The sequence below is a fragment of the Arcicella rigui genome, assembly GCF_034929435.1.
Taxonomy (GTDB): Bacteria; Bacteroidota; Bacteroidia; order Cytophagales; family Spirosomataceae; genus Arcicella; species Arcicella rigui.
The window spans coordinates 37,020-57,325 of the sequence record NZ_JAYFUM010000020.1 but is presented as its reverse complement, the minus strand read 5'-3'; the positions used below and the strand labels follow the sequence as shown (position 1 = coordinate 57,325).

Genomic DNA, 20,306 nt, shown 5'->3' with positions numbered 1-20,306 from the left:
AAAATGTCCAGTTTTTTATTAAAAAAACTGGACATTTTTTGTTAAACTATAAAAATTAATTTTAAAACTTCAACCATTCCCCCTTCGCTCTCATTACTTGTTCTATTACGTCTCTTACTGCTCCTTTTCCACCATTTTTTGGGGAAATATAGTTGGAAATAGATAATATTTCATCACAAGCATCGGCCGGACAAGTTGAAAATAGTTCCGGGCGAATCATTACTTCATAATCGGGTAGGTCGTCGCCCATGTACAAAATGTTATTTTCTGGAATTTGTACTTGGTTTAGCCAGTCTTGATAAATCTGTAATTTACTCTTCCCGCCAGAACCCATAAAAACATCATGGATTTTTAGATTTTGTAGTCTTTTTCTAACGCCTTCGTGCTTACCGCCCGTTATCACACAAATTCTATAACCTGCTTGTACGGCACGTTCGAGAGCATAACCGTCTCTGATATGGAAAGTACGGTAATGTTCGCCTGTTTCTAATACATTCACCGAACCGTCTGTCATTACGCCATCAATGTCGAATACAAAAGTGGTGATTTGTTGGAATGGATTTAAACTCATTTCTCGTTTTGATGTAATATACCTTCTGATAAGGCTCGATAAATTTGTTGATAATCGGGCTTTTGTTTCAAGAAAAGTAAATGTTGATTGATGATTTTTTGGTCGCCACGCACTGCTGGCCCAGTTTGTACTTTGAAGATATTTTTTGCTTCAATCGCTTTTTTGAAGGTTTCGTAAATGAGTGGTTTAAGTAGCTCAAACTCAAGGTCGTTTTCTTCTACAAGCTCCTGTGCAATACCCATTAAATGGTTGGTGAAATTACAAGCAAAAACTGCTGCTACGTGCAGTACTTTTCGTTCTTCTGAATTGACGGCATAAGTAATATCCGAAATGTCTTGTCCAAGAGTTATCAACAAGTTTTCCACATCTTCGTTTTCAGACTCTATACAGATGGGAATTTCGTTAAAATTCACGTGGAACATCTTTGAAAAGGTCTGAATAGGATAAAAAACACCTGTTTTGATAGGAATATCACTGTGAACTCTGAGTAGTTCGTCCATTTCTTTAAGTGACTTACTACCAGAAGTGTGGATAAGTATGGCATTCAGCGGAAGCCTTAAATGTTTAATGATTTCAGCAATGGCGTCATCTGAAACACACAAAAAAAAGACCTTAGAAGGAGAATCCGTAAAGTCGAGTGTTCGCATTGCAGCAGCATTATATAGCTTTTTTACAAGAGCATCTGCATTTTTAGGATTTCGGCTATATACTTCCTCTACACTATGACCTACTTTTTCAAGTGCCTGAGATAGATGCCAAGCTACGTTTCCAGAACCAATAAATGAAATTTTCAAGGTTTATATAAGATTATAATCGCAGTGGCGGTATCTACGAAAAATTATTTTTTGAATAAAAAACTAAATCATTACAATATTAATGAAGTAATGTGATAAAAAAGCTCAAAAATCAGTTTTATCCACAGAATATATGATTGTAAATGTCAAGTTTTACTATTGTACAAAATTTTTCGGAAATCAAGAAGGAAATATTAATCCTCATAACTGAGAATTGGAGTATAGAATTGTATAAATTTTGTAGAAAATGGTCAACGTTTTGTGTTTTGGGTAAAAAAGTACAAGAATGCTTTAGGCAATAAGCTTTTGGCATTAGGCAAAATTTTATTTTTTTGAAGTAAAAAGCTATTTATTAATAGCTTATGGCTTAAAGTCTATGGTGATTAAAAATGTAAAACCTTGTCCAGTTTGATGCTTATTTAATAAAAAACGAGCCATCCAATTGAATGAATGGCTCGTTTAAATCGGCAAAGAGAATTTAATTTTACCAGAAAACAGTATATAAAGCTGAAAGCACACCGCAGATTAAAATAGAAATAACCACAAATGATGAGGAAACTTTAAACATACTTCCGTCAATCGCCAAGCCTTTGGTTTCTTCTTTCTTGCGAGCTTCAATTAATGAAATAATCACCATCAGCACCACCAAAATAACGTAAACCCAAAGCGTTCTGTCTAAAAATGGAATGGGTTCGGTATGAAGTAAATTCGGTAAAGCTTTGAACAAAACTGAAAGTGGCAAAGTCAGCGTAGCTGCAATAATGGCAGCCGTTGAAGTCGTTTTTTTCCAGAATAAACCCAAAGAAAACAGAGCAAAAGCACCCGGCGTAATATAATTTGAATACTCTTGGATGAATTGATAGGCTTGCTCAAGGTGACGAAGCTGTGGCGTAACTACCAAAGCAATCGCAAAAGAAGTCCAAACGGCGTACCTTCCCACCAAAACGGTTTGGCGTTCAGAGGCATTTTTATTAATGATTTTCTTATAAATATCTAAACTAAAAATCGTAGCGATACTATTACATTTACTTGCCAATGAAGCCACAATCGCAGCGGTGAGGGCAGCAAAAGCCAATCCTTTTAGCCCTTGAGGTAATAAATTCATCAAAGAAGGATAAGCGTGGTCTGGTTTTACAATACCTTGTAAATCAGTCATTTCTTTTTGGAAATCTCCATTTTGATACAAAACAAAAGCCGCAATGCCCGGAATTACACAAATCAAAGGAATTAATAATTTAAGAAAAGCAGCGAAAATAATTCCGCTTCGAGCCGTTTTTAAATCTGCTCCCAAAGCACGTTGAACAATGTACTGATTACAGCCCCAATAATTGAGGTTATTAATCCACATTCCTCCTATCAAAATCGAAAGACCAGGCAATTCATAATAATACTTATCTCCTTTTGAGAAAATCATGTGAAAATGGTCGTCGGCTTTTACTTTCAAGAGTGACAATCCGTCAAAAACACCACTTCCACCAAATTTATCTGAAACCATATTTAAGGCTAAATAAGTAGTAGCCAATCCGCCTAAAATCAACACAACTACTTGAATTACGTCGGTATAGCCAATTACCTTCATGCCACCAAGCGTAATAAGTATGGCAAAAATCGACAATGCAAACATACAGTATTCAAAAGGAACGTCTGCAATGGTTTCAATCGCCAATGAACCCAAGTACAGAATAGAAGTTAGGTTGATAAATACATAAAGTAAAAGCCAAAAAACAGCCATAATAGTTGCCACGGTGTCATTGTAACGAAGCGAAAGCAACTGTGGCATGGTATAAATTTTATTTTTCAGATAAATCGGAATAAAGAAAACCGCCACGATAATCAAAGTGGCAGCCGACATCCATTCGTAAGAAGAAATGGCTAAACCAATGGCAAAACCAGAACCCGACATGCCGATAAAGTGTTCGGCTGAAATATTGGAAGCTATCAACGACGCTCCGATTGCCCACCAAGTAAGCGAGCCTTCTGCCAAGAAAAAGCCTGTGGTAGTAGTATTTTTGGCTTTGTTTTTTTGAAAAACAAAATAGCCGTAGCCACCTACAAAAATTAAATAAAGAGCAAAAACGAGGTAATCAAGGGATTGAAGATGGTTCATGTTTAGGGATAATGTAATCAATATAGTTAAATAAAATCTTAGATAAGTATAAAAGAAGATTTTTAAAATAATTACTCTTTTCTGGTAAAAATACTTTTGATTGAGCTTAACCGTTTTTACAGGAAATCCTTTGCTATACAATTATGAAAAAAATATCACTATTGCTTTTGACTTGTTGCTTTACGCATATTTTATCGGCTCAAACGCCTTCATTGAGCCAGCTTTTCTATCCGAATCTTAGTCTAAGAGCCGAATTTATGCCCACGACAACGATGTCGAACGGACAAAAATTTGGTTTTAGTCGGAATACGGCTTTGGGAATTATTCCACTGAGTACAGAAATTCAAGCAGGGATTGGTTTTGGTAAAAAGGCAGATATTCAAGCCAAACATTCATTATTGATTGCTAATCTGGCTCAAATCAACACGACAATTGATGGAAGAGAGCAACCCGAGGGTGGCTACAAAACATTGGGGATGACTTTCGTACAATTGAAAGCCAGTTTGAGAGAAAAATTTTGGGTTTATGCCGTTGGCGGAGGTATTACGCAAACCAATGAAACTTTTCTGAATCCACAACCATATTTTTATGGAGGAGCGGCACGTTTGCGAATTTTGGGTTTGCGCACGCAAATACTTTATGGAACAGCCATTGTGTATAGTCAGAAATTCAGAATTATACCTGTTTTTGGTTTTACAAAAGCCTTGGGGAACGACTGGAAAGTATCGGGTGTATTACCATTTCGGGCAAGCTTAACTTACAAAGCCGAACCGTGGCTACATTTGGATTTGAATACAGTTTATGACGGTTATAGTGCTGGTTATCAAGAATATTCAACGGCTGAAAAACTGATTCGCAGACAAAATTACCAGCAGGTTCGTTTTACAGTCTCGGCGAATGCCCATGTCCTGAATGTTTTTAATCTTGGTATTGAAGGCGGTTTGGCTGGCTTCCGACAAGTAAAGACGTTTAATTCTGCCAATGAAAATTTAAGTACTTCTTCCCTACCCGCTGCACCGTACTTGGGTTTTAGCATTCGTTACATTACAAGTAAATCGAAATTATCGTCTAAATTTTTGAAACAAACGGGAATTGATTTTTAAGGAGTGGAGTAAAGTTTTTCAGATACTTCAATTATTGTTAATGTATTGAGAAATTAAACAATTAACAGATAACCAGTAACGGATAACTTTACGAAGTACTTAATCAAACTTTACTGCTTTTTTGATAAAATAACCCAAGCCCAACATCGAAAAAATAATAAGTCCTAAGATGAAGAATTGAGCAATACTTCCTTCGCTCGGATGCTCAATGAGTTTTCGGATTTCTTGGGCTTGCGTTCCTAACCAAACAGAAAGGATGGTTCGGGGCAACATGCCAATAAAACCTGCTGAAAGAAAGTTTTTAAGTTTTGTGCCTGAAAATGAGAAAAGCACGTTTGTCACAGCAAAAGGCAACACTGGCGAAAGTCGAGCTAAAAGGATGATTTTGAATTCATCTTTTTGAAGGTTTTCAAGTATTTGCTTTACTTTTGGTTTTTCTGAAAGAATGTTTAAAAACTTCCCTCCGTCAATCAATTGGGCAATTTTATAGCCCAAATATGAGGCAATCCAATAGCTTAAAGCCAAAGGGACGAGAGCTTTCCAAGCTAAAAAATAACCACTCAGCAAAGCAATAAAAGTAGTCGGTGTGAGGGCAAAAGCCATTGAAAAACACGCCAATAAAAAAGCGATACACCAAGCTTGTGTAGAAAAATGATGTACTTCTTGCTCGTGCGTGATTATCCAATAACTCAGGCTTGAACTTGCCAAAAGAGGCATTAATCCTAAGAAAAAAGTATAAAGAATGGTAAATGTATTTTTTTTGAAGAATGATAACATAAGTAGTGATTGGTGATTAGTAATTGGTGATTAGTTGTGCTTGCCAAATCATCAATCATTTAAAAAGTAAAGAACATCGCTCAAATTATGCTCATTACTTTTACAAAGATAAGTCACATCCTAATGAATTTATCATCCTAAGTTCAAGCCTAAAAATCTGTAAATTTTATCGGAAGTAAATCGCCCACAGATTCGGTAATTAAAATTTGCTGATTTGCTCCTACCATAATAAAACGAATAGGCGATTTTTGTCTGACTTCGTACTCCAACATCGCTTGTCGGCAAGCACCACATGGCGGAACACCTCTGAAAATATCTTCTTTTCCGGGACGAGCAATTACAGCAATCGCTTTAATGATTCGTTCGGGATGATTTGCCCCGACCCAAAAAATTGCCGATTGTTCAGCACAAGAACCCGAAGGGAAAGCCGCATTTTCTTGGTTATTGGCAGTAATGATTTCGTTGTTGTCTAATAAAATGGCTGCTCCCACATGAAAATTTGAATAGGGAGCATAAGATTTATAAGTAGCTTTTCGGGCTTCGTTCAAAAGTTGTTGCTCAAGTGTCGAAAGTTCAGCGTCATTATTGTACGTTTCAAGGTTGATGCTTAAAGTAAGTTTTTGCATATCAGTTAATTAAGTTTTGTCAGGGTATATTTTTAGATGGGGAAAATTATAACGAAAAACTACTTTGGAATAGTTCATGATATTTTTGAAAAGATGATTGGCTGAAAGAGAATAGGTATGAAAATGCACTATTACCACCAATACACCCAAATTGAGTTCTAATACAGATTTTCAGAGTATCAACTCAGTTTGACAGAGCTTTAACTCAGATTTATTGAGTACTGACTCAGTGCAAGCGAGTAGGTACTCAGATTTTCTGAGCTTCGATACCGTTTTGGTGAGCTTCAACTCTGATTTTCAGTATTCCAGCTCGCTAAATCTGTAAGCTAATACAGAAAATCTGAGTTAGAATGCAGTTTCAGTGAGTTGTGACTTTTTTGATGACAGAACGATGTTTGATATTTAGAAATAAATACTTAGTTTTAAAACAAGTCTGAACCAAATAGAAATTTGCTAAGGAGTTCAGAGAAATGCAATTTAACCGCCATTGACTGTAAAAAACGGGGTGTATGGCGGTTATATATTCGTTGAGCTGTAAGTAAGCATAGGACACCCCAGCATATATATTATGACAAAAAAAGAACTAAACACATTTCTTCAAAGTACTACAAATAAAATCAAAGACAATGTACTTTCTAAGGTTTACGACCAATTAGCATTACAACCTGGACTTAGAGCAAATTTAAACCCTGCATTTCCATATCCTCATAAGTTAAGAGTTGGTATAATAAACAATTGCCTTGCCGTAGAATATATTGGGCCTAACAACGACAATGAAGATAATTTCAATTATGAGGGTGTTTATAATGAGTATTTAGATGTCTATGACTTTTTAGGTGTTGAAATAAAACATCTTAAATGTATCAGTTTACCAATTCAGACAAATATTGAAAATATGAGTTTCTTTTTAGGCGACTCAATGACATATTTAACAGACTACTTCTATGACCTCACTCAACTTCCTTATGAGTATTTACAATTTGACGGATTTGTTGACTTTTCAAAGCCAACTGAACCAATATTTGTTTCAAACACAAATTTCTTTTGGACAGACGAAGAAGGGCTTTTAAAAATAAAACATATTGACTTTTTAGAAATATTTCCTCGGGACGAAGAGGGAAATGTTTATTATCAAGATACAAGTGCTTTAGATAATTTTGCAAATTTTATTATTAATTATAAAGTCCCTACATATAAAACAGAGCTTCACGGCATTTTGAATGAATTCATTGAGCTTATCAATCTTCGAGATGTATCAGAACCACAGATAACTAAGTTTTTGTCAGACAACCCAAAAATACTTCAATTGGCTTTTGGTGTTAATGAGCTCAACCCTGAAGTATTACTTAAATGGCAGTATAATACCGATAAAGATGATTTAAAGCCTGACTTTTTACCAATTAGAATGGATGGATATGCTGATTTAATGGAGTTTAAATTGCCTTATCTAAAAAGAAATCCTATGGTTGGAACTCCTGAAAGAAGACATTCATCTTTTGAAATTAATACTGCAATTTCACAACTTGACACATATGAAGAATGGTGTTCTCAAAAAATAAATACTGACTGGTTAGAGCAAAACAAGAACATAAAAATTTTGCATCCAAGAAGATTTTTAATAATTGGACACAGTAAGGACTTTTTAAAAGAAGATAGAGCAAAACTCAGAAATAAAAGAAACACAACGGTTTTTACCTATGATGAATTCATTGAGATGACACGTTTTCAATTATACAGAATGCGATAAATGAGTATTTCCGCCGTTGTTGGTGTTTTTTCACCAACAACACGTGCGTAAGCCACACGCCAATTATCGAAATACTTGTTACTAAAAAGAATAACTTAACCAGTTTGAGACTAATTCTGGACTAATTTAACATTAGAAATTTATAAAAGATAGCATGATAAAAACATTTTATTTCACTCTTGTATTTTCCATTTTCCTGATTTTTACAAGTTGCAAAACTGGTGAAAGGGTTTACCAAAATGACTATATCAAACTTACTATTCCAGAAAGTTGGATAACTATTTATAAGGATAAAAAAGAGAACAATCTTTGGCTGACAATATCACTTATTCCCAAAGACGATAAATTTTATCAAGAATTTCCAAAGGACGCACACGTGCAGAATTTAAGTATTGTTGCCATAAATTCTGATGAAATGTCCCAACAAGGTGGCTGGACAGAATTTAACGAGTACGTCCAAAAAAATTATGAAAGTACCATGAAATCCTGTAAAGTTTCAGCAAAAACGAATATTACTTTCAAAGGTAAAAAATGTTGGTTTTGGGAAAGCATAAGACCTAAAAATGGTATTGACTACAAACAAAAAATTTATAGCTTTGAATTGGATAAATACTACATAACTATTATTTCGACACAATCTATTGGTCTTGAAGCCAATGACATTGAGAGAATTATAAAAAGTATTGAACTAAAAATGTAAGCAAATGTTGCCTTATATTTATACATTATAAGTTTTAGTTTTTCTGCCATTGTTGGTGTTTTCACGGGGTCGCCAAGACCAACAACACGTGCGTTAGCCACACGCCAATTATCGAAATACTTGTTATTAAAAAGAATAATTTAATCCTCGCTTGGCGTAGTGTTCCTACACTTCGTCAATGAGTAAGCAATGTTCCATTACAAAAATACAAGGCAATTTATTCGTGTACCTGCTGTACTATTATTCGTTGTATTCTAAGAATGCCTGACACACTGAGGTAGTAAAACACTACGCCAAGTAAGGTAAACAACTTACTCTAAAAATTTTATGGTAAGACTTATAATATTCATATTCTTTTTTACTTTGATACACACTGTTAACGGACAAAAAAACAGTTTTGCTAAAGCACGACCTCGCACATGGACACAAAAAGCGATGGATGAAGAAGAACGCAATCACAATTGTATCAAGAAAAAATATACATCTTTAACGTCTCGTCTTAAAAGGTATCCATTTAATGTATCATCAAAAATACAGTTTGCTTCATTTGAAGGAGATTTTTATTTACTTGATAAAGAGATTATTCAGCAAGATAGTTTTCCCAGAATTAATGACAGAATGCTTTATTCAAAACTTACAGAGGTTAAAACACTCACCTATTTAGAGGTTGACAAACTAACTGACATATTTTATAACTATGGTTTTAGAGGGTCAATTCATGTAAATATTGAAACAGCTTGTTACAATCCAAGAAATGCGATATTGTTTTTAGACAATAATGGTGAAATAGTTGATTTTATTGAAATTTGCTTTGAATGTCATAAGGCAAGAACAAGTTCAGATAAAATTTCATTAGGCGATATGTGCGACCAAAAATTAAATATGCTTTTTGATTTGTTTAAAAAAGTTGGAATAGAATATAGCATAACAGGTATTAAACCAGACTAATGATAACAATAGCAAGTAATAATTAAGCTCCTCACTCGGGCGTAATATTCCTACACTACGACTTGCATAAGCAATGTTACAATGCAAAAATACAAGGCATTTTATTTTTTATTTGTGTACTTTGCTTCCCATACCATTAGACTTTGACACTCTGACAAAAGCATGAAATTGAAAGTAGGACGAGTTTCCAACTCGTCTATACAATTGATAATTTTTACGAGTTGGAAACTCGTTTTACCGTTATATAACCTACAAAAACAAAACCCGCAAGAAATTCTCACGGGTTTTGGGGAATACTGTTCTGTTTTATTTTTCTTATTCTTTTGGGGTTTCCGTAACTACTTTATCAGCTTTTTTAGCTACTTCTTCCATCAATTTCAAGCCCAATAAGCCACTCAAAGCTCCGTTTTGGTCGTTCGAGCCACCTGTAATTAAAATATCAGGCATTACTTTTATTTTCTCTTTACCAATACTTTCGGTGATTTTCAATTGTGTAAAGTTGCCTTCGCCCATTGCCGAAACAGCCAATTTGTAGGCTTCTGCATCGGCTTTACCAATCGCTAAAATTTTCTCAGCTTCGGCAGTACCCGTTTTACTGATTTTTTCGGCTTCGGCATTGGCAATTAACTTAATTCTTTCAGACTCCGCACTGGCTTGTACTCTTACTCTTTCTGCTTCTGCTCCTGCTTGCAATTTCAAACTTTGGGCTTCACCTTGTGCTTTTTTCACCGAAGCATCGGCTACTCTTTCTGCAATCACAACACCTTGGTCGGCTTTTACAATATCTTTTTGAATATCGGCAATTGCTGTTTCTTTTTCCAAAGCTTGGCGAGTTTCCTGTGCCATTTTCTGGGTTTCATAAGTCACTTTTTGTTCTTCGGCTAATTTTCTATCAGTCAAAGTTTTCATCAAAGATTCTGGCGGAACAATATCACCAATCAAAGTATCCACAGCGTTTACATTATATTGCGAAAGTACTTCGCCAATGTAGCGTCTGGCTGTTTCCTGACGTTCCTTTCTTGAGCCTAAAAAGGAAATTACATCTGAATCTTGAGCGGAGTTTCTAAAATAATTACCAATCGTTGGCTCAAGTACTTGGCTGACAAGATTGTTCATATTCCCGAAACGAGCAATTACCTTTGGAGCTTCGTAATTGGGAATGTGAATAATCTGCGAAACATCCAAATTGAAAGGGAAACCATCTTTTGAACGAACCGTAATCGTTGACAGATTTTTATCCAATTGATGCGACTCTGATCTTGCACTTGCCCAGTTCAACACTAAGTTGGTTGTAGGCACAATTTCTATTTTCTGTACATAAGTATTTACAGGATATTTCCCCGGACCAAGAGCTTCTGCCCAAACGCCTTTGAAGCCTTTGGCAACAATATTTCCATGTTTAAATTCTGTCCCACTCAGATCTACGCCTTCTTCACCCACATAAGAAATCACTACGCCAACGTGACCAATCGGAATTTCGGTCATGTGAATTTCTTCAACTTTCACAAACCACGGATTCAAGTTGTACGAACCTGCTAAAATTACTTGTTGCTGTAAACCTTTATTTCCTCCTTTACTCAAGAATGCGTCGGCATCTTGGAAATTATTATGACCTTCAATTGACTTACCAGCAATTTGTCCAGCTTCAATAGAAGCACCGTCCATCGTGGTAATAATCCCAACCATGTTTTCATGGATTTCGGTAATGTCAGTAATAACAACTTCAAACAAAAAAGTATTGATTCTGTACGAACCAGCCGTAATAATGGCTGTTTGTCGTCCTTTTCTTCCGCCGTTTTTTAAAAAAGATTCCGTATCTTGGAAACCATCACATTCGATTTTTCTGGCTAAAATAGACCCAGTTTCAAGTTCTTTACCATCTTTGGCTAAAATCAAACCAATTTTACCCGTCGGAATAATGGTCAGCGATTGAAGCGTAATGTCGTATTGCCAAATCCAATACCAGAAGTAAATACCCGGTGCTAAAGGTTTTGCTTGATAACCAGCTTCGCCTTCAGTGGCGATGATTCGTCCTTCGGGGAGAGATTTTTTATCGCCAAACAAGACAAATTTCTTCGTGACTAAACCGATTTTGTCTTCTGGAATAATGATAATTCCTAATAAGCGAAAAGTGAATTTGTAAAAAATCAAGCAAAGCACAGGAATGGCAATGCTGATGATGGTGGTAATAGGAAAGTCCATTTTTGTAGTTTTTGGTTGAAATCCGAACGAGATTGTTCAGATTGATGAGGCTAATTTGAGCAAAAGCCACTTAGGATATTCCAATTTGTGAAGAATGGTTAGCGGCTGGCTTAAAAGGATTTAAAGTATTTTGTTTTTCAAAATTTTAGCCTCTAAACAGGTAGTTAATTGGATTAATTAAACCTCTTATCTATAAAATAGGTAAGTTAGTCGAAATATCTAAAGATTCAGAAGTAAATCGGGACAATAGGAAATTCAATATAAAGTACCTTTATAGAAAAAAGTGGAAAATATTACTCATACATATAAAATATGAAGCAAAAGAATACTCTCTCGATGTTGTCAGTTGGGGCTTCAATCTGTTTAGCATTGTCAGGTTGCCACAGTAAAAAAAAGCAAGATTCTAATAAGAAAGAAGACCAGCCCGCAATTGTGGACGTGGTAATTGCCAAAAAACAAAGTATCAGTTCTACGATAGAAGCCAATGGCTCGATTGTAGCCAATGAATTTGTAGAATTGCATCCAGAAGTAAGCGGACGAGTTACTTACCTCAACATTCCTGAAGGAACAACCGTTGCTCAAGGAACAATTTTAGCCAAAATCAATGATGCCGATTTACAGGCTCAACTCAGCAAAACCAAAGTACAACTTGAATTAGCCGAAAAAACTGAAAAACGTTTGGCTAAATTACTATCTGTCAATGGCATTAGTCAGGGCGAGTATGATACTGCCTTGAATCAAGTAAATAGCCTAAAAGCTGATTTGGCTTATACACAAGTATTAATCGAAAAGACAGTATTGAAAGCTCCTTTCAGTGGTGTTTTGGGTTTGCGTCAGATTAGCCAAGGGGCATATATTTCACCTACAACGATTGTGGCTACTATTCAGCAAGTGAATAAATTAAAAGTTGATTTTACCATTCCAGAAGAATACGCCTCAGTAATTCGTAAAGGTTCTGTGGTAGAAGTAGAAGTCGAAGGACAAAAAGATACTCGTTGCAAAGCCTTGGTAATTGCCCGTGAACCACAAGTAAACCAAACTACTCGTAATTTATTGATTCGTGCATTGTTGTCGAACTGTACTGCCAATCCTGGTACATTTGCCAAAGTATATTTTGGTGCAGGTGCTTCTCAAAATAGTATTTTAATTCCTACCAATGCGATTATTCCAGACGATAAAGATAAAAAATTGGTGATTGTAAAAGACGGAAAAGCCAATTATGTAGTGGTAGAAACAGGTGTAAGAAAAGAAGGTGTTGTAGCCATAACAAGCGGACTAAGCGAAGGAGATTCTGTGGTAGTAGATGGCGTTTTGTTTGCTCGTCCTGATAAACCTGTTAAGGTAAGAAGCGTAAAGAAAGACCTGTAATTAATACTCTTTTAAGTAATGATGCAAATTAATTTTAATGCTTTAAGCTGTAAGCAATAAGCAAAAATAAATATGCTTTATTATGAAAAAGAGACATTTTGCCTAATGCTTAGGGCTTAAAGCAAATCATTCATAAAAAAATTACTTCTCTGCCTAAAAGCAGAAAGGAATTTAATCATCAATATTCATGAATATTTCAGAATTATCTCTAAAAAGACCCGTATTTGCTACGGTAATGAACATCCTAATTATCCTTTTTGGAGTAGTAGGGTTTTCATTTTTAGCAGTACGAGATTACCCAGCCATTGACCCGCCCATCGTTACGGTGCGAACTTCATATACTGGTGCGAACCCAGATATTATTGAAAATCAGATTACAGAACCACTCGAAAAGCAAATCAACGGTATTCCGGGGATTCGTTCGATTACTTCATCAAGTACGCTCGGAAGTAGTTCTATTACAGTAGAATTTAACTTAGATGTTCAGTTAGAAGCTGCCGCCAGTGATGTGCGAGACAAGGTAGCTCAGGCGGTAAGAAACTTGCCACAAGACATTGACGCTCCGCCTGTGGTTTCAAAAGCAGATGCCAACAGTGATTTTATTCTACTTTTGGCGATTCAGAGTAGAACTAAAGGCTTGCTTGAACTGAGTGATTATGCCGAAAACGTACTTCAACAACGCTTTCAAACCATTAATGATGTAAGTGGGGTGAACATTTTAGGACAAAAACGTTACTCGATGCGTATTTGGCTAAAACCCGACCGCATGAATGCTTATGGTTTGTCGTTTACGGATATTCAAACAGCTTTGGCTCGTGAAAACGTAGAATTACCAGCAGGTAAAATCTATGGAAGTAATACCGAAATGACGATTCGTGCCTTAGGAAGACTTACGAGCGAACAACAATTCCGTGATTTAATTATTCGTGAAAGTAATACAGGTATTGTGCGTTTGGGCGATATTGCTGGCGTAGAATTGGGTGCTGAAAACTTAGAGCAAAGTTGGAAATACAACGGTGTTCCAGCAGTAGGTTTGGCGGTAACGCCACAACCCGGTGCAAATTATATCAAAATCGCAGATGAATTTAATAAGCGTTTGGCTGAAATTGAACGTGAAAATAAATCCGATATTCAGTTTAAATTATTGATTGATAATACAAAGAACGTTCGCCGTTCTTTGGAAGAAGTAGAAGAAACCTTGATTATTTCTTTTGGCTTAGTGGTTTTAGTTATTTTCTTCTTCTTTAGAAACTGGTTGATTGCGATTCGTCCTTTGATAGATATTCCTATCTCGTTGATTGCTACTTTCTTCGTAATGTACATTTGTGGATTTACGATAAATGTATTGACCTTACTTGGAATTGTATTAGCAACAGGGCTTGTGGTGGATGACGGTATCGTTGTTACCGAAAATATTTTCCGAAAATTAGAGCAAGGGCTACCGATTCGGAAAGCTGCTTTGGAAGGAAGTAAAGAAATCTTCTTTGCTGTAATTTCTACTTCATTGACTTTGGCGGTGGTGTTTTTACCTGTGATTTTCTTAGAAGGTTTCGTAGGAAGACTTTTCCGTGAATTTGGTATTGTGGTAGCAGGTGCAGTACTGATTTCCGCCTTTGTGTCATTGACGATAACGCCTGTACTGAACGTCTATTTAACTCGTAAAAAAGCAGGACACGGCTGGCTTTATGACAAAACTGAACCTTTCTTTACAGGAATGGAAAGTGGCTATAAGAGTATTCTTCAAGGTTTTATGAAAGTACGCTGGATGGCTTGGGTAATTGTATTGGTTTGTGGCGTTTTGATTTGGCTTTCAAGCAAAAACTTACAAAGTGAAATTGCTCCGATGGAAGATAAAAGCAGTATTCGTTTTACCGTAAGTACTGCCGAAGGTTCAAGTTACTTGTTTACACAAAAAGTGTCGGACGATGTTACGAATTTTTTAAATGATTCAATTCCAGAAAAAGATTTTGTATTTAATGCTGTACCGGGTTTTGGTGGAAACGGAGGTACAAACTCCTCTGCGGCACGTGTTGGTTTGGTAAATCCAGAGGAACGTACTCGAAGCCAAGACGAGCTTGCGAAAATGCTCAACAAAAAAATGAGTAAATTTAACAATGCTCGTGTATTTGCTATTCAAGAACAAACGATTTCGGTAGGTTTGGGTTCAAGAGGAAGTTTGCCAGTACAATTTGTATTACAAAATATTGATTTCAATAAAATTAAAGAAGCGATTCCTAAGTTTTTGGAAGAAGCAAGAAGTGATAAAACTTTCCAAAACGTTGACGTAAACTTGAAGTTCAATAAGCCTGAAATTTTAATGACTTTCGACCGCATTAAAATCAAAGATTTGGCTTTAACAACACAAGATGTAGTAGCAGCCGTGCAAGGAGCATTCAGCGGAAGACGTTTAGCGTATTTCTCAATGAATGGTCGTCAGTACGAAGTAACCGCACAAGTAGAACGTAAAGACAGAACGCAACCGATTGATATTACAAATCTGTACGTAACTAATACTCGTGGCGAAAGAATCCCTTTAAGTGCCGTAGTGAAATTGGAAGAAAGTAGTAATCCTTCTACTCTATTCCATTTCAACCGTTTGAAATCGGCTACTGTATCGGCTTCCTTGGCAGAAGGAAAAACCATTGGCGATGGCGTAAAAGCCATGCAAGCCATTGCGGATAAAGTATTAGACAAATCGTTCCAAACGGCTTTGAGTGGGCCTTCAAGAGATTATTCTGAAAGTTCGTCAAATACAGCTTTTGCTTTTGGTTTAGCACTTACGTTGATTTACTTGTTATTAGCAGCACAATTTGAAAGTTTCAAAGACCCATTCACAATTATGATTACTGTGCCTTTGGCTTTGGCTGGTGCATTGGGAAGTCTTTGGATATTTGGACAAACTTTGAATATCTTCTCACAAATCGGGATGATTATGTTGATTGGTCTGGTAACGAAAAACGGTATTTTGATTGTAGAATTTGCCAACCATAAACGAGCCGAAGGTTATTCCAGAATTGATGCCGTAGTAGAAGCTGCCGCACAGCGTTTACGTCCTATTTTAATGACCAGTTTAGCGACATCTTTGGGAGCTTTACCTATTGCTTTAAGTTTGGGTGCAGCCTCAACAAGTCGTATTCCACTGGGTACTGTGGTAGTAGGTGGAATTTTATTCTCATTGATTCTGACTTTGTTGGTAATTCCTGCGGTTTATACTTTTATTTCAAATAAAACCTATAAAACCGAAGAATCGAAGATGGCAGAAGAGCAAGCAATGGATGAAGTAAATTAAGTCAGACAAATCAACAAATAACATGAAAATCTTTTTTAAATATACCTTTTCGTTTGTTTGCTCTTTGCTTATTTTTGGGCTGACTTCTGGTTTGGCACAGCAAAAAATAACACTGAGTCAGGCGATTGAAACGGCACTGAAAAATAATTTGGACATCCAGATTTCAAAAAATACAGTAGCCGTCAATTCCATTAACAATTATGTAGGCGTAGCAGGCGGTCTGCCAACGGTTACAGGTACAGCCACTTCCAACGAACAAGTAACAGGCTTGAACCAAGAGTTGAGTAATGGAACAAGTACCAACAGAACGGGTGTTGTTTCAAACAATACCAATATGAGTGTTACGGCAACCATGATGTTGTATAATGGAGGCAGAGTAATTGCTACCAGAAAACGTTTGGAAGAGCTACAACGCCTAAGCCAAGAGCAGTTGAACGCAACCGTTCAGGGCGTAATTGCAGATGTGATGTTGAAGTATTTTGCCGTAGTGCAACAACAAAATTTTGTTTCAACACTCCAGCAGTCAATAGAAGTATCAAAACAAAAACTGAATTTAATCGAAGCACGGAAAAGCGTAGGCTTATCAAATGAAGCGGAAGTATTACAGGCTCGTTTAGATTTGAATGCTCAGACTCAGGCTTTGCAGTCGCAAAAAATTATCATTGAGCAAAGTAAAGCGGACTTAATTCGTAGTTTAGTTTTGAACCAAAATGATGATATAAGTATTATAGATACGATATATGTTGACAAAAGTGTTCAATGGGAAAATATCGAAAGTAGTTTGCAAAAACATCCAAGTTTGTTGTCTGCCGAAGCACAAATTACTGTGAATAAATTATTGGAAAGAGAAGCAAATGCAAGGTTGTACCCAACCGTCAATTTGAATACAGGTTATAATTACGGACGTAGCCAAAGTGGAGCAGGTTTTACTTTATTAAACCAAACTTATGGCCCATTTTTAGGCTTAAATGTAAGCGTACCGATTTATACAGGTTCTGTAAATTCCAGACAAGTACAAATAGCCAAAATCAATACGCAAACAGCTCAAATCCAAAAAGAGGTATTAAAACAAAACTTCCAGAATACAGCAGCAAAATCTTGGGAGGTTTATCATAATACTTTACAATTAATCGAAGCAGAACAACAAAACTATGAACTTGCAGGAAAGCTATTGAAAGTAATTACTGAAAGATTTCAATTGGGACAAGCAACAATTGTGGACATTAAATTAGCTCAACAGAGTTTTGAAAACTCTGGGTATCGTTTAAATAATTTAAGCTATACGGCTAAAGTAGCGGAAATAACCCTGAAGCAATTGGCCAATCAATTGGCTAATTAATGCAGGAATATTGTGATTGCGTATTTTGGTGTTAAAACGAGTATTTCACGTTATTAACCTCTGGTTGTTGAACATCTAAAACGGTGTTCAGACAAAGAGTCGGTATCGAGTTCAATCGGTATCGACTTTCTGTTTTATAGCAATTTGTGAAGCAGAAGGGACTATATTTTTCTTTTTAGTTCAAAATGTTTACCTAAGTACAAGCGTCTTACTTGTTCGTCGTCAGCCAATTCTTGTGGCGTGCCAGCTTTTAAGATTTTACCTTCAAAAAGTAAATAAGCACGGTCTGTGATTGAAAGCGTTTCGTCCACATTGTGGTCGGTAATCAAAATCCCGATGTTTCTGTACTTCAATTTGGCTACAATTCCTTGAATTTCTTCAACAGCAATTGGGTCAACCCCAGCGAAAGGCTCATCTAACAAAATAAATTTTGGGTCAACCGCCAAAGCACGAGCAATCTCAGTACGACGACGCTCACCACCAGAAAGTACTTGTCCTAAGTTTTTACGCACGTGCGTCAATGAAAATTCTTCTAAAAGTGATTCCGTTTTTTCACGTTGTTCTTGCTTAGAAAGTTTGGTCATTTCCAATACCGCCAAAATGTTTTCTTCAACCGAAAGCGTTCTAAAAACCGAAGCTTCCTGAGCCAAATAGCCGATTCCCAATCTGGCACGTTTGTACATCGGTAGATTCGTTACTTCCAAATCATCCAAAAACACTTTCCCAGAATTTGGTTTTACCAAACCCGTAGCCATATAAAATGAAGTAGTTTTTCCAGCACCATTAGGCCCGAGCAAACCCACAATTTCTCCCTGAGCTACTTGGTAACTAACATTATCATTTACGGTACGCTGTCCGTACTTTTTTACTAAATTTTCTGTTCTTAAAATCATAATTCAAATAATTCAGCAGGGTTAATTTTAAATTGTAGCATATTTGCTGTTACTCTGCCCCCATCTCCTCCTTTTCGTTGCATCGTAATTCTACCAATCGTAAAATTACCTCTTTTTGTGATGAATACATTTCCCTGACTGAAATGATTAATAGCGATATTAATTGGTTTTAAAGTCCATTCGGCATCTTTTTTAACAGTTAGAGTAACTAAAATCCATTCTGCAGAATGTTTGCCTCTGCCTTTGAGTATATCATTGACAATTAGTGTTCTATTATTTTCTAACCAATTTAAAACTAAATTTTGCTGATGCTCAGAAAACTCATTAGCAAACATTCTTCTTGAATCTTTTGGTTTAGCGATGTAAGGTTTTAACTCTCCTGAATAGTGCTTTAATATTTCTGTTACCTCTGGTGGGATAGACCACATCTCCACATATTTATCAATCCATCTTTTATCTATTTGATTAAAACCTTTTTTATTCTTGACCAGTTTTAACTGCAAATTTTGAACTTCAATAATAGATTTTAATTTAATACTTACTTGGACTTGTACATCTGTTTTGAATCCAGAAACTTTAAAAGCTTGGACTAATTCAATATCATCTAATTGATACTCCATAATTTGAAGCCATTTTTGAGCCTCAATGTCAACTTTCCAATTATTGAATTTTTTTATTATATCGTCTTCGTTATTAAAGCCATCTTTGGCTATTTGTGAACCTTTGTCAATAGAGTGCATATTCTTCTTTAGTGATTAATACTTTATTAATAGATTTTAAAATGGCTTTTAGTACATTGATAGGTACGCTATTTCCCAGTTGTTTATAAGCCTGATTATCAGAGTTGTCTAAAATAAAGCTATCAGGGAAACCTTGTAGCCTTGCACATTCACGGGGTGCTAATTTTCTAATTTTTTGATTGATAATATACACGCCAGTCTTAGCTCCAATACCTCCTCCATGTGCAGAAAGAGTAATAGCATGTCCTAATTCGTGGTAGATTCTTTCGCCTTGCCCGCCTTTATTAATCGTTCCAATTCTAATAGGTTCAAGTGGAAAATTACCAAACATATCTTTTTTGATGGAAACATTGTTGTTCAATACAATATCGTCACGTTCAATAATGTATTTTTGAGTTTCAGTATCTGGTAATATAATATCCTTGACGTTTATTGGAATATTCTGATTTTGGGGGAATTCAAATTTACTGATGGATAAATCATTTCTAAAACCGACGATGTAAATTCTTTCTCGGTTTTGGGCTAATCCGAAATAACTTGCATTGAGTACTTTATGGAAAATTGTATAGCCTAAATCTTGTAGCGTTTTATTTACTATTTGTAAAGTTTTACCATCGTCGTGTGTAGCAAAGTTTCTGACGTTTTCTAAGAATAAAATTTTAGGGTTGTGAAAAGCGATAATTCGAGCAATATCAAAGAATAGCGTACCTCTGGTATCTTCAAAACCTTTTTGTTTCCCAGAAATACTAAAAGGCTGACAGGGGAATCCGCCACATAAAATATCGTGTTCAGGAATTGAAGATGCTGGGATTTGAGTAATATCTCCTGCTGGTATCTCGCCAAAATTGTTAGCATAAACTTGTTGAGCATATTTATCCCATTCAGAGGAAAAAGTACAGCAAGCTCCAAAACTTTCAAGAGCAAGTCTAAAACCTCCTATTCCTGCAAAAAGGTCAATAAATTTTTTGTTTTCTAACATCTTTTAATGGGTTATTAAGATTATCTCATCTTCATAAATTATATCTTTTGAAAAAAGGTTTTTCATCGTTTTGTCAGCCATGAAAATTACTACAAATTAAATATCTCATTTTAATCAAGGACA

Annotated in this window: 16 protein-coding genes; 7 read left to right on the top strand and 9 right to left on the bottom strand. The window is 35.9% G+C overall.

Going from position 1 to position 20,306, the window contains the following annotated elements; all coding sequences use genetic code 11:
* Positions 1-61: 61 nt before the first annotated feature.
* The 3 genes from VB248_RS16310 to VB248_RS16300 all read right to left on the bottom strand — a co-directional run bounded on the left by VB248_RS16310 (position 62) and on the right by VB248_RS16300 (position 3,472).
* Positions 62-571 (bottom strand): KdsC family phosphatase, encoded by a 510-nt coding sequence (locus VB248_RS16310; RefSeq protein ID WP_323297868.1) that lies wholly within the window; start codon positions 569-571, stop codon positions 62-64.
* Positions 568-1,365 (bottom strand): Rossmann-like and DUF2520 domain-containing protein, encoded by a 798-nt coding sequence (locus VB248_RS16305; protein WP_323297867.1) that lies wholly within the window; start codon positions 1,363-1,365, stop codon positions 568-570. Before VB248_RS16305 ends, VB248_RS16310 begins: the two co-directional genes overlap by 4 nt.
* Before the next feature lie 484 nt (positions 1,366-1,849).
* On the bottom strand, positions 1,850-3,472 hold the full coding sequence (locus VB248_RS16300; protein WP_323297866.1) for a sodium/sugar symporter: 1,623 nt from the start codon (positions 3,470-3,472) through the stop codon (positions 1,850-1,852).
* A 143-nt stretch (positions 3,473-3,615) separates the two neighbouring features.
* Here VB248_RS16300 and VB248_RS16295 point away from each other — a divergent pair, with 143 nt between their 5' ends.
* Entirely contained in the window at positions 3,616-4,575 is a 960-nt protein-coding gene (locus VB248_RS16295; RefSeq protein WP_323297865.1) for a hypothetical protein, read from the top strand.
* A 99-nt stretch (positions 4,576-4,674) separates the two neighbouring features.
* On the opposite strand, the gene VB248_RS16290 is transcribed toward VB248_RS16295, so the two are convergent.
* Entirely contained in the window at positions 4,675-5,352 is a 678-nt protein-coding gene (locus VB248_RS16290) for a TVP38/TMEM64 family protein (protein ID WP_323297864.1), read from the bottom strand.
* A 149-nt stretch (positions 5,353-5,501) separates the two neighbouring features.
* Complete coding sequence (locus VB248_RS16285; protein ID WP_323297863.1) at positions 5,502-5,978, bottom strand: cytidine deaminase; 477 nt, start codon at positions 5,976-5,978, stop codon at positions 5,502-5,504.
* 568 nt (positions 5,979-6,546) lie between these two features.
* On the opposite strand from VB248_RS16285, the gene VB248_RS16280 reads away from it, so the two are divergent.
* The 3 genes from VB248_RS16280 to VB248_RS16270 all read left to right on the top strand — a co-directional run bounded on the left by VB248_RS16280 (position 6,547) and on the right by VB248_RS16270 (position 9,373).
* Entirely contained in the window at positions 6,547-7,725 is a 1,179-nt protein-coding gene (locus tag VB248_RS16280; protein ID WP_323297862.1) for a Shedu anti-phage system protein SduA domain-containing protein, read from the top strand.
* A gap of 154 nt (positions 7,726-7,879) precedes the next feature.
* Positions 7,880-8,425, top strand: a complete 546-nt coding sequence (locus VB248_RS16275; RefSeq protein WP_323297861.1) for a hypothetical protein — start codon at positions 7,880-7,882, stop codon at positions 8,423-8,425.
* A 327-nt stretch (positions 8,426-8,752) separates the two neighbouring features.
* Positions 8,753-9,373: a hypothetical protein gene (locus VB248_RS16270; RefSeq protein WP_323297860.1), complete on the top strand. Its 621-nt coding sequence runs from the start codon at positions 8,753-8,755 to the stop codon at positions 9,371-9,373.
* Positions 9,374-9,688: 315 nt separating this feature from the next.
* Here VB248_RS16270 and VB248_RS16265 read toward each other — a convergent pair whose 3' ends face one another.
* A complete protein-coding gene (locus tag VB248_RS16265) occupies positions 9,689-11,575 on the bottom strand; it encodes an SPFH domain-containing protein (protein WP_323297859.1) in 1,887 nt (628 codons plus the stop codon).
* Positions 11,576-11,887: 312 nt separating this feature from the next.
* Between VB248_RS16265 and VB248_RS16260 the strand changes: the two genes are divergently transcribed.
* The 3 genes from VB248_RS16260 to VB248_RS16250 all read left to right on the top strand — a co-directional run bounded on the left by VB248_RS16260 (position 11,888) and on the right by VB248_RS16250 (position 17,571).
* A complete protein-coding gene (locus VB248_RS16260) occupies positions 11,888-12,943 on the top strand; it encodes an efflux RND transporter periplasmic adaptor subunit (protein WP_323297858.1) in 1,056 nt (351 codons plus the stop codon).
* Between the two features lie 187 nt (positions 12,944-13,130).
* Complete coding sequence (locus VB248_RS16255; RefSeq protein WP_323297857.1) at positions 13,131-16,232, top strand: efflux RND transporter permease subunit; 3,102 nt, start codon at positions 13,131-13,133, stop codon at positions 16,230-16,232.
* 22 nt (positions 16,233-16,254) lie between these two features.
* The gene (locus VB248_RS16250; RefSeq protein ID WP_323297856.1) at positions 16,255-17,571 is read left to right on the top strand and encodes a TolC family protein; all 1,317 of its coding nucleotides are present in this window, start codon (positions 16,255-16,257) and stop codon (positions 17,569-17,571) included.
* Between the two features lie 161 nt (positions 17,572-17,732).
* On the opposite strand, the gene lptB is transcribed toward VB248_RS16250, so the two are convergent.
* From lptB to VB248_RS16235, 3 genes are read right to left on the bottom strand one after another with little or no spacing between them, the layout of a single operon-like run.
* Positions 17,733-18,464 carry an LPS export ABC transporter ATP-binding protein gene (lptB, locus tag VB248_RS16245; RefSeq protein WP_323297855.1) on the bottom strand — a complete coding sequence of 244 codons (732 nt, stop codon included), beginning with the start codon at positions 18,462-18,464 and terminating at the stop codon, positions 17,733-17,735.
* Positions 18,461-19,204: a PDDEXK family nuclease gene (locus tag VB248_RS16240; RefSeq protein ID WP_323297854.1), complete on the bottom strand. Its 744-nt coding sequence runs from the start codon at positions 19,202-19,204 to the stop codon at positions 18,461-18,463. Before VB248_RS16240 ends, lptB begins: the two co-directional genes overlap by 4 nt.
* Positions 19,191-20,183, bottom strand: coding sequence for a DNA cytosine methyltransferase (locus VB248_RS16235; RefSeq protein ID WP_323297853.1), 993 nt, complete (start codon positions 20,181-20,183; stop codon positions 19,191-19,193). Before VB248_RS16235 ends, VB248_RS16240 begins: the two co-directional genes overlap by 14 nt.
* Positions 20,184-20,306 lie beyond the last annotated feature (123 nt).